The 11,071-nt window shown below is 45.7% G+C and carries 9 protein-coding genes and 1 tRNA gene; 1 reads left to right on the top strand and 9 read right to left on the bottom strand.

What is annotated here, in order from left to right; genetic code table 11:
* Window positions 1-124 precede the first annotated feature (124 nt).
* The 6 genes from A2F46_RS02175 to A2F46_RS02150 form a co-directional block, all read right to left on the bottom strand.
* On the bottom strand, window positions 125-1,333 hold the full coding sequence (locus A2F46_RS02175) for an MFS transporter (protein ID WP_066566055.1): 1,209 nt from the start codon (window positions 1,331-1,333) through the stop codon (window positions 125-127).
* Window positions 1,334-1,587: 254 nt separating this feature from the next.
* Window positions 1,588-1,872: a hypothetical protein gene (locus tag A2F46_RS02170; protein ID WP_066566053.1), complete on the bottom strand. Its 285-nt coding sequence runs from the start codon at window positions 1,870-1,872 to the stop codon at window positions 1,588-1,590.
* A 272-nt stretch (window positions 1,873-2,144) separates the two neighbouring features.
* Complete coding sequence (locus A2F46_RS02165) at window positions 2,145-3,107, bottom strand: MrcB family domain-containing protein (protein WP_066566051.1); 963 nt, start codon at window positions 3,105-3,107, stop codon at window positions 2,145-2,147.
* Between the two features lie 721 nt (window positions 3,108-3,828).
* Window positions 3,829-3,902: transfer RNA gene (locus A2F46_RS02160), tRNA-Gly, on the bottom strand.
* A gap of 68 nt (window positions 3,903-3,970) precedes the next feature.
* Complete coding sequence (gene purD / locus A2F46_RS02155) at window positions 3,971-5,260, bottom strand: phosphoribosylamine--glycine ligase (RefSeq protein WP_066566437.1); 1,290 nt, start codon at window positions 5,258-5,260, stop codon at window positions 3,971-3,973.
* A gap of 474 nt (window positions 5,261-5,734) precedes the next feature.
* Window positions 5,735-7,126 carry a PLP-dependent aminotransferase family protein gene (locus A2F46_RS02150; RefSeq protein WP_066566049.1) on the bottom strand — a complete coding sequence of 464 codons (1,392 nt, stop codon included), beginning with the start codon at window positions 7,124-7,126 and terminating at the stop codon, window positions 5,735-5,737.
* Window positions 7,127-7,249: 123 nt separating this feature from the next.
* Between A2F46_RS02150 and A2F46_RS02145 the strand changes: the two genes are divergently transcribed.
* Window positions 7,250-8,113, top strand: coding sequence for a DMT family transporter (locus tag A2F46_RS02145; protein ID WP_066566048.1), 864 nt, complete (start codon window positions 7,250-7,252; stop codon window positions 8,111-8,113).
* 268 nt (window positions 8,114-8,381) lie between these two features.
* On the opposite strand, the gene A2F46_RS02140 is transcribed toward A2F46_RS02145, so the two are convergent.
* The 3 genes from A2F46_RS02140 to A2F46_RS02130 form a co-directional block, all read right to left on the bottom strand.
* Window positions 8,382-8,993 (bottom strand): YigZ family protein, encoded by a 612-nt coding sequence (locus A2F46_RS02140; RefSeq protein ID WP_066566046.1) that lies wholly within the window; start codon window positions 8,991-8,993, stop codon window positions 8,382-8,384.
* A 2-nt stretch (window positions 8,994-8,995) separates the two neighbouring features.
* Complete coding sequence (locus A2F46_RS02135; RefSeq protein ID WP_066566044.1) at window positions 8,996-10,051, bottom strand: low specificity L-threonine aldolase; 1,056 nt, start codon at window positions 10,049-10,051, stop codon at window positions 8,996-8,998.
* A gap of 84 nt (window positions 10,052-10,135) precedes the next feature.
* Complete coding sequence (locus A2F46_RS02130) at window positions 10,136-11,071, bottom strand: electron transfer flavoprotein subunit alpha/FixB family protein (protein ID WP_066566040.1); 936 nt, start codon at window positions 11,069-11,071, stop codon at window positions 10,136-10,138.

The raw sequence follows: 11,071 nt of genomic DNA, 5'->3' as shown, positions 1-11,071 counted from the left end.
TGCACAAAAACACTGGTTTAAGGCAATACATGGCTAACTCAACATCCCTTTGTCCATAAATTAAGGCTGCCTGAACACATTTTCAGGCAGCCTTGCATTACTCAAGAGAAACCGAATCCGAAATTTATCGATAAAACGCCAATTTACGATCGCGACCGGCAAAATAACCCGTTACGGCAATCAATACCGACACCAGCAGCAACAATACCAGCGGATATATCCAACTGTGCGTCCAGTCATGCAACAAGCCAAACAATACCGGCCCACAAGCTGCCAATAAATAACCCACCGCCTGCGCCATGCCGGATAGTGCCGCGGCTTCGGTAATCGAATCGCTGCGTAAACCAAACAGCATCATACTCAAACTGAATGCGCCACCCATACCAACACCCAACCACAGCACAGCAGTGAAATACCATGCTGACCAGTGCGCCACAAACACCACCATAGACAACACCAGAATCATGCCGCAAACCACCCCGAGCCATTGTTGATGCCGTAACTTACTCGCCAAAATTGGGGTAATTAAGGTAATGGGTAATACCACAACCTGCATCATGCCCAACATGGCACCCGCTTGCGTAGCCGAAATGCCTTCTTCAGCCAAAATATGGGGCAACCAGCTCAGTAGCGTATAAAACATCAATGACTGCAAGCCCATAAACAATGTCACCATCCACGCCAGCGGATTGCGCCACAGCGATATTTTAGCTAAAGGATGCTGCGCATGGTCCGCTTGCACCGTCGAAGGCATGGATTTTACCGCTACCACCTGAGTCACCCAAATCAACAATGCCAGCATCCCTGGTATAGCCCATACCGCCAAAGCACTGCGCCAACCCCACTGCCATTCCTCCGACAGCGGTACACTAACGGCCGATCCGGCCGCGCCACCCAAATTCATCGTCAGTGCATAGAGTGCAGTAATCAGCCCCACTTGCAGCGGATAGTGTTGTTTAACCAAACCCGGAATCAACACATTTCCTACGGCAATCGCCATGCTCAATAAAGCAGTACCCAAATACACAGCCCAACTACCACCAGCGGAGCGCCATAAAATACCAATAATCAATAAGCCCAGCGCCGCCAACAAAGTATTTTCCGTGCCAAATCGCAGAGCTAATTTAGGTGCGAATAAAGAAAATCCAGCAAACGCCAACAAAGGCAAAGTCGCTAAAATGCCCGCTGCGGTATTATTCAAACCCAAATAACTTTGAATTTCCTGCAAAAGTGGCCCAACGCCGGTAATCGGCCCACGCAAGCACACAGCCACTGCCAGAATACTGAAAAATAAACTCACTTGGCGATTAGCCAACAACCGAGAAATCAACACAAATCATTTATCCATATCAAAAATATGCCCTTAGGCAATCCAAACATTCATTAATTGACCAAAACCATTATGCTAATGAAAACAAAATACACCCTATATTAATGGCCATTTGGCCAGCAACCTCACAACAAAAAATTCATTCCCATGAGAAATTATTAATACTACAGTGCCGATGCCAACCCAAAAATAATACATATCAAGCTATTGGCATTAGCCTCTTTCCCATAGGTGGGAAGTTCTTTATTTAAGGTCATTTATTCCGCGACTTGAGGCAAATTTCTGGGGGCTAAGCGGCAACGTCGAGCCTCACTTTTTACCTCCTCACCTGTATCGGTGTTAATCACCTTAAGTGTGGCATTCGGATAAAAAGAACAAAGCGAATTTTTAGCTGTATAAATACCACTGCCTTGCGCCATCATACGGATATTGTTTTTGATAAGCCGACCCTGCTCATCATAAGCCTTGACTTCATAATTGCCATTTAAAATAACGCATGCGTTTAATAAACCTATGAATAATAGAGCCCATGTTTTTTTCATTGATTGCATTTCCTTTATTGATTTCACTTCCTTTATTGACGGTTATTGAATCATATTTAAAACTGTTAATCAAAGAACAAAAAAATGTCTTTTTATCAGATAAAAAAAGCCAATCTAAGATTGGCTTTTTTTAAATTTGCGCGGATAACGAGGATTGAAATTTTAATATAAGAAATTGTTTTATATTAAATTTTTAATAAAATAAGTTATTAACCTAAATATTACCTCAAAATATAAATCTACCAGCCTAAGCCCATCCATGAAAAATATTTTTAAGTTCCTCTCATAAATTTGAACTTAAGTTTAGATTTCAATTTTTCTAAATCAGCAACATTCGATTGTTTATGTATCATACGATGGCAAGTTGGGCATAAAATCATAAAGTCATCATTAATAGAATACCGACGGGATTCCCCGTCAGACAAGTCTTTTAATTGTACTGCATGATGAACATCTAGAGGTATTTTCTCTAACGGTCCAGAATAACCATAATCTAATTTAGGATCAAGACCACAGCATTGACAAATTGCCGCTCGACTTTTCAAAATTTGGCTACGCACTTTTGGGGAACGTTCAATTCGTCTCGACAACATATAACGACGGGTTTCTATCAAATTTACAATACCTGATTCTTCTCGCATGAGATCGCTCGGAGCAAGCCCACCTCGTTCCAGAATTACGGAATATGCTTGAAACATTTCATAAAGATCCTGTAATAGTTCACTTTCTGATAAATCCTCAGCTTTATAGGTCCTACCAAACGCATGGCCAGCTTCGTAACCAGTTGCCAATTGTAATGACGAGCCTAAATTTATAGGCTCACTTGAAAATTGATGTGCATGATCAAATACCCTATCTGCTATATCAGCCGCTTGCCTCAACAGCACATTTCTCCCTCTTTTTTTTCCATACTCATTATAAATTGCTGTTGCCCCTTGATTTAGTGATAACGAGATCGTCTTTTCCAAAGGGTTAATTAAATAGACCACATATATACCATGCATGGCCGAATCGGTTTCAATGGGATCAAAAAAAGCAAGCCAAGGAACATCAGCCCATACCGATTGACCCACACTAGCCTTCACAATCAAATCAAAAGGCCATTCTCGAATTGCATCTTGTGCAGCCGCGACCAAATCATGGCGTACAAAATTAGCGAATGGAGAGGACTTAAACGGGCTTTCCTTTTCCTGATAATACTCAGTAGCAAATCTAAAAAGCAATTCGGAAAGCATAGCTATCTCGATTATTATTAATACCTAAATACAAAAAATTTAACTTCATTCATATTAGACCCTATGAGTCAGCTTAAATCTATAAAAATCAATCTTGAATTACATTATTTTTAGCAAGCTTGTTGGTTGGCTGCGGCACGGGGTTGCTTACTGCCAGGGGACTGAATGCTCTGGCCATTTGTTTTGTGGCCACTCTATGGTAATTGTAAAGATATACAATGCGCACTTACATACAGCATAAAATTCTAAAAAATCATCTCCTACAACTTATTGACGTCCTGTTAACAAAAACTCATACCGAAATTTTCTTTCCGCGTGAGAAGGTCAGCGGCGTCCGGTATGTGTTTACTCCAAGCTTTTACCTACCTCTAGCTATCCACACCATCCAAACGGCGCTCCTTTCCCTTTGGTTTGTGTACGCACATAACCGTTTAACAAGGTCTTGGTGACAATATTAATCTGCAAATCATAGCCACCATTCATTGGTTATCTTGCAATGGCATCGCTCACCATCCTGCACAACAAGGCTTTGAAAATCCTATAAATGTAAAAATTAAGACACTGTTTTCCAACAAATAGAGATTTTTTAGGGTGGCAAAAAAATTACCCTAAAATCCATGAGCTAGTGTGCTATTTTATGCTAGCCCGTGAAAGGAAAATAGAATGAAAATCAAATAAAAACAGGGTTTTCATCATCACTGAAAACCCTGAAAAGTGTATTTGGAGCGGATAACGGGATTCGAACCCGCCCGAATTGCTTGGGAAGCAATTATGCTACCACTACATCATATCCGCGACGATCTCAGTCAGTTTGAGGCTGCCTGAAATGAAAGAAAACGCGATTATACGCGCTTGTGGCATTTTCAGCCAATCTGATGGGATGCATATGACAATGCTTTGTTGGCAATGTCTTTGCGGTATTGCATGCCATCAAAGTGGATGCATGATAATGCCCGATAAGCCTGACTTTGTGCTTGCGTCACATCATCACCCAAACCCACCACACACAAAACTCGACCACCATTGGTGACCAGTTTGCCCTGTGGGTTTAAAGTGGTTCCCGCATGAAATACTTTACCAATAGCGTTGGCATCCTCAATCCCCGTAATCACATCACCTTTGCGTGGTGACTCTGGGTAATTGGCCGCAGCCAACACCACGCCGACAGCAGTTTGTGGTGTCCACTGCGCACTAACCTGATCCAAATGGCCAGTTAATCCCGCTTCCACCAAATCCACCAAGTCACTGTCTAAGCGACTCATGATGGGCTGAGTTTCAGGGTCACCAAATCGGCAATTGAACTCAATGGTGAATGGCGCACCCGTTGCATCGATCATCAACCCCGCATAAAGAAAACCGGTATAGGGATGACCTTCTGCCTTCATGGCATTGACCACAGGCAAAATGATTTCATCCATTACGCGCTGATGTACGGCCTGGGTAACAACCGGCGCGGGCGAATAAGCGCCCATACCACCGGTGTTGGGGCCCAAATCGTCATCCAGAAGCCGTTTGTGGTCTTGGCTAGAAGCCATGGGCAGCACATGGTCGCCATCGACCATCACAATAAAACTGGCTTCTTCTCCTTGCAAAAAATCCTCAATCACCACGCGCGCGCCCGCATCGCCCATTTTGTTGCCCAACAGCATGTCATCAATTGCCGCATGTGCTTCGGCCAGTGTCAACGCCACAATCACACCTTTGCCTGCGGCCAAGCCATCCGCTTTAATCACAATCGGTGCGCCTTTGGCAGCCACATAATCATGCGCGGCCTGAGCATCGCTAAATGTTTGATATTCGGCTGTGGGCACCCCATATTTGGCCATAAAGGCTTTGGCAAAATCTTTTGAGCTTTCCAACTGGGCGCAATATTGGGTGGGGCCAAACACCGCCAGCCCAGCAGAACGAAAATCATCCACCACACCCGCCGCCAATGGTGCTTCTGGGCCAACAACAGTGAAAGCCACATCGTTATCGCGACAAAATTGAATCAAATCACCATGTGCACTGAGCGTGATATTACTTAATTTGGGCTCAATGGCTGTGCCCGCATTGCCCGGTGCCACAAATACCGTTTCAACTTTTGGCGATTGCGCCAATTTCCATGCCAGCGCATGTTCGCGCCCGCCACTGCCCAAAACCAATACGTTCATGTGTTGCCCCAAAGTCACCAAAAAATAGCATCCTCCAACGCATTTAGAGGCTGCCTGAAAGCATGAATCCACATTATAACCAATGCCAGAAGTACTGGCAGAAACTTTCCCTCATGGGTAAATGATTGTCCGCACCACAACGTTAAGTCGTCATCCATACCATATAGCCACTTATTTCTTAATCCATGCTGCGACTGATTGCCACCCCACAACGTCGAGATTAAATATTTTATTTTGCATTGCGTAAACTGGGTAAAGTTGATGCACCAAATATCCTCAGAGCGATACCAGCAATATTATTCGACCTAAGTCCAAAAACCACACCCATAAATAAAACCATGCATAAGCCACCGTGATAAAAGCCAGCACATTGCGACCATGAAAGCGACCTGAAAAATACATTTCAGTATTTGCCGTATGGTTTTCAGGCAGCCTAAGCCACCACCATCATGAATACTCAAACAACAATGCTTATCATTTATTTCGCAAATCCTGCAAGGCTTGCTTCAAAACCATAAAAATTTTCGGATCTAATGATTGTGCGACGTTAAAACGCATAAATTGCCCTGCGCCCAATGATAGACTAAATGCATTCCCAGGGGCCAAAATCACGCCTTGCTTTAAGCATCGTTGGGACAAGTCTGTGGCCGTAATGCCGAAGGGTAAACAACACCACAAAAACATCCCCGCTTGCGGCACAATCCAAGGCTTGATACCCAAGGCATCCAAATTGTGTATGGTTTGCATCATGGCTTGAGCCAATCTCAAGCGCACCGATTCCATATGCTTGCGATAGCCGCTGTTAGTCAACGTGGCCAATAAAACATCGGCGGCCAAGCTACTGCCACCAAACGATGTGGCAATTTTCAAATCAATTAAGCTGTCTATCCATTCTGGCCTGGCCGCAATATAGCCACAACGCAATGACGCAGAAACCGTCTTGGCAAAGCTGCCAATATGAATCACCTGTGACAAACCATCAAACGCCGCCAATCGAGGTGCCGCCTGGTATTCAAAATCAGCAAAAATATCGTCTTCGACAACGATGAGCTGCGCTGCGTCGGCCAGCTTTAAAATGCGGTGGGCTGTGGTGGGCGTGAGGACGGCGCCGGTAGGATTGTGAATGGCGGAATTGGTGATATAAAGCTTAGGTCGATGCTGCAAAGCCTGCTCAAAGGCACGGACATCAGGCCCATCCGGCGTATAAGGCACGCCGACCACATGCACCCGATGGGCCTTCAGCAAAGCATGAAAATTAAAATAGCAAGGATCGTCCACCAATACATAATCACCAGGCTGCAACACAAACCGGCCAATTAAATCAATCGCATGTGTTCCAGAATCGGTCAACATAATTTGCGTTGGTGACGCATTAATGCCTTTTTTGGCCAAGCGGTGACTCAAGAAATGGCGAAATTCAAGGTTACCTAACGGCGTTGCATATTCAGTTAAGGCTTCGGTGTGGGCACGTGCCATGTACCGCAAAGCACGGCGCATCCCATCATGATACAGCCATGTTGCAGGTAGCCATCCACACCCGGGCTTCAATACCGCCTCATCAGCCACCAAAGACTGCCGGGAAATCCACAAAGGATCGATTTCCCGATCCAACGATGGTGCCATCTGCGCCAAATTCAGCGCCGTAACCAAACCATTTACATAAAAACCAGAGCCGGGGCGAGCAATGATAATACCTTCTGCAGCCAAGCGCTCATATGCCTCAACCACGGTAGACACAGAAAACTGCATCGCTTTGGCTTGGGATCGCACCGAGGGCAATCGGGTACCTGGTAAATAAATCCGAGTATCCACTTGCTCACGAATATGCGCCATCACCATTTCAATACGGGTTTGCTGTGTATTCATACAGTTTCCTAAAAGTGTATGGGTTCAGTAAGCAATACAGTTCTTTTCTATTGTATTGGATTGTGTCTGGCGATGCTATGTAGCTACATGGTTTACTGAGTACTGTCCATTCAGGAGAAAATAATGAATAAAACAAGCAAAGGTTGGCTCAATGGCCTCATGGGTGTGGTTATTTTTTCTGGATCATTACCAGCAACCAAAGCCGCCGTCATGGGCTTTGACCCTTTTTTTCTAACAGGTGCTCGAGCCAGTATAGCCGCATTGATCAGTCTTGTTTTTCTGCTGTGGTTACAGCAACCTCGGCCAACGCGCCAAGACATGTCTGCACTCAGTATGGTTGCTTTAGGTTGTGTGATTGGCTTTCCTTTATTTACAGCATTGGCGCTACAACACATTAGCTCGACACACTCCATCGTATTTGTGGGATTGTTGCCTTTGTGTACAGCCTTGTTTGCCGTATTGCGAAGTGGCGAGCAACCACAGCCTCTATTTTGGCTGTTTGCATTAATAGGCAGTGGTTTTGTCGCAGCTTATGCACTATTGCAAGATGGAACAGCATCATTAAAAGGGGATATATTGATGCTATTGGCTGTTGCCGTGTGTGGGCTGGGCTATGCCGAAGGTGCGCAATTATCACGAAGATTGGGCGGCTGGCAGGTTATCAGCTGGGCATTGGTTTTGGCGCTGCCCGTCATGCTGCCGCTCTGCTTTTGGTATCTACCCAATTCATTGGCCCAAATCAACGCATCAGCTTGGCTGGGGTTTGTGTATGTGACGCTATTCAGTATGTTGATTGGCTTTGTATTTTGGTATCGCGGATTGGCCTTAGGCGGCATTGCGGCGGTAGGCCAATTACAATTGCTGCAACCCTTCATGGGCTTGGCTTTGGCTGCATTATTACTACATGAATCGGTTAACAATGGCATGCTGGTGGCCACGGCCGGTGCCATGGTGTGCGTGGCGGGCGCCAAAAAATATGCTGTTTAATATCAAATTTAGAGAATGGATAGGGCAACTGGTCGCCCATAAGCCATTTATCTTAATCTGTTTATACACAACACATTAGTCATTTTTTTGGCAGATGAAGGCTGCCTGAAACATTTCAAGCAGCCTTTGAATACATTGCTTAGCTGCTCATATTGAGCACATCTGACTAAATGCACAATTTTGAACCGCCCACCTTCAATCCAACCTGATTATTTCTTAAATTCATTTATTGTTTAAAGTCAGGAGGCAAATCAACCACTAAGCCAGTTCAATGCTGGTTTTCTACAGATAGCCTCATTACCCGAGTATCCTGCCACGCTTGCCAACAGGCATCAAGCTGCGCCAGAGGCACCTGAATCACCAATTTGCAATCTAATTGCAAATCTTGCTGTATCACGGTTGCCTGAAATTGTTTGGCAATGCGCAGTGCTCCGCTTAAATGTGGGTATTCGCAACGCAACACAACAATTTTCTGAATATCCTTTTCTGCGGTTTCACCTAACGCTATGGCCGCCGCTGCTGCGGTTTTATAAGCATGAATCAATCCCGGCACACCCAATAAAGTACCGCCAAAATACCGCACCACCACCACCAAAATATCGGTTAATTGTGCCGAATCAATTTGACCCAAAATGGGCCGCCCAGCACTCCCCGATGGCTCCCCGTCGTCATTAGCCCGAAATCGATTGCCATCTACACCCAATCGCCAAGCAAAACAGCAATGCCGAGCTTTATGGTGTGCTTCTCGCAGATCCTGTATTAGAGGCTTGATATCGGTTTCCAGTAAAATAGGGGACGCGAATGCCAAAAAACGGCTGCCTTTATCCTTAAATTCAGCTTGGGTTGATTGCACCAACGTGGTGAATTGAGTAACCGCCATGATTACCGCGCAGCAGCAAAAGCAGCCTGAATGTCTTTTACAAAAGCCTCAACCTGCGCTTCGGTAGTATCAAAACTGGTCATCCAACGTACTTCACCAGTATGCTGGTTCCAATCGTAGAAATGATATTGCTGATGCAATTGCGCCGCCACGGACAAAGGCATTTGGGCAAAAACTGCATTGGCCTGCGGCAATTGTGTGATGGTGAGCTCAGGAATCGCTTGGATACCTGTATATAATTTTTGCGCCATGGCATTGCTGTGGCGCGCCAATTCCAGCCACAAATCTGCTTCCAAGAGCGCCAAAAATTGGGCAGAAATAAACCGCATCTTGGAACCCAATTGCGAGTTGATTTTACGCAAATATGGCATGGCCTGAGCCAAACTTGGATTCAACGTCAGTACACACTCGCCCAGCATCATGCCATTTTTAGTCCCCCCAAAACTGAGCATATCCACCCCAGCATCTGTGGTCATGGTTTTGACATCCACACTCAATGCTGCCACAGCATTGGCCAAGCGTGCACCATCCATATACAACATCATGCCCAATTGGTGGCAATGATCGGCCAATACTTTGATTTCGGCTACGCTGTAACAAGTACCCAGTTCAGTGGTTTGGCTGATGTACACCGCACCAGGTTGAGCGCGATGGGGCACACCAAACCCCCAAGCCTGTTGATCAATCAATCCCGGTGTTAACTTACCATCTGGCGTGGGTACAGGCAGTAACTTCACGCCACCAGCGTATTCTGGAGCAATCCCCTCATCACAATTAATATGGGCAGTCTCTGCGCAAATCACCGCGCCCCAGCGGGGCAGCATAGCTTGTAATGCCGTCACGTTCGCACCGGTACCATTAAACACGGGAAAGCAGTGCGCGCTTTCGCCAAACAAGGTTTGCATTTTCTGTTGCAATGCTTGCGTATATACATCTTCGCCATAAGCAGATAGATGCCCTTGGTTAGCCGCAGCCAAAGCCGCCAATACTCGTGGATGCATACCCGCATAATTATCAGAGGCAAAAGAAAAAGACTGAGTATCGTGAATGGTATGCATTGAAGGTTCCTTAAATAAAATTGCTTTTAATACAAAAGGCTGCCTGAAACATTTCAGGCAGCCTACGCTGTTTCACGTGAAACATTATGAATCTAATGCGGCAATCAACTCAGGCACAGCAGTAAACAAATCGGCCACCAAACCATAATCAGCCACATTAAAAATAGGTGCCTCGGGATCTTTATTGATGGCCACTATCACCTTGCTGTCTTGCATACCCGCTAAATGTTGAATTGCGCCAGAAATACCCACCGCAATATACAATTCTGGCGCCACCACCTTACCGGTTTGACCAACCTGATAATCATTGGGGGCATAACCCGCATCTACCGCCGCCCGCGACGCGCCAATAGCGGCATTCAGTTTGTCTGCCAATGGCGTTAAAACACGGTTGAATTGCTCTGCACTACCCAAAGCGCGCCCACCAGAGACAATTACTTTAGCTTGGGTTAATTCAGGTCGATCCGATTGGGTTAATTCACGGCCAACAAAGCGGCTGAGATTTTGCGCCGGCTCTGCAGCAACCGTTTCCACGGTGGCGCTACCGCCTTCTGTGGCGGCAGCATCAAACGCTGTGGCGCGGAATGTTAATACCAGCTTAGGCTCTTGGCTTTGTACCGTGGCATAGGCATTACCTGCATAAATTGGCCGCACAAAAGTATGCGCATCAATGATTTCGGTTAAATCAGATATCTGCGAGCAATCCAATAAAGCAGCCACTCGAGGCATTAAATTCTTACCAAAAGCAGTTGCCGTAGCACCAATATGGGAATAAGAAGAGGCCAAACTCACGACCAATGGTGCCAATTCTTCGGCCAAACCAGTTTCATAATGAACGGCTTGTGCCAATAAAACATGATGTACACCAGATACCTGCTTGGTTTGTTCGACCACCGCCTCAGCTTGATGGCCGGCCACCAAAACAGCCACTTCACCCAATTGCCTGGCGGCTTGAATGGCATGAAGTGTAGCTGGATTCAACTCGCGGTTATTGTGTTCCGCAATAATCAATACAGACAT

It is taken from the genome of Snodgrassella sp. CFCC 13594 (genome assembly GCF_001590725.1).
In the GTDB taxonomy this organism is placed as follows: domain Bacteria; phylum Pseudomonadota; class Gammaproteobacteria; order Burkholderiales; family Neisseriaceae; genus Snodgrassella.
This window is presented reverse-complemented; position numbering and strand designations above follow the sequence as displayed.

Coding starts and splice junctions, on each gene's coding strand:
- A2F46_RS02170 (WP_066566053.1), bottom strand. CDS start 1,872: ATGAAAAAAACATGGGCTCTATTATTCATAGGTTTATTAAACGCATGC.
- A2F46_RS02165 (WP_066566051.1), bottom strand. CDS start 3,107: ATGCTTTCCGAATTGCTTTTTAGATTTGCTACTGAGTATTATCAGGAA.
- purD (WP_066566437.1), bottom strand. CDS start 5,260: ATGAACGTATTGGTTTTGGGCAGTGGCGGGCGCGAACATGCGCTGGCA.
- A2F46_RS02150 (WP_066566049.1), bottom strand. CDS start 7,126: ATGAATACACAGCAAACCCGTATTGAAATGGTGATGGCGCATATTCGT.
- A2F46_RS02145 (WP_066566048.1), top strand. CDS start 7,250: ATGAATAAAACAAGCAAAGGTTGGCTCAATGGCCTCATGGGTGTGGTT.
- A2F46_RS02140 (WP_066566046.1), bottom strand. CDS start 8,993: ATGGCGGTTACTCAATTCACCACGTTGGTGCAATCAACCCAAGCTGAA.
- A2F46_RS02135 (WP_066566044.1), bottom strand. CDS start 10,051: ATGCATACCATTCACGATACTCAGTCTTTTTCTTTTGCCTCTGATAAT.
- A2F46_RS02130 (WP_066566040.1), bottom strand. CDS start 11,071: ATGTCTGTATTGATTATTGCGGAACACAATAACCGCGAGTTGAATCCA.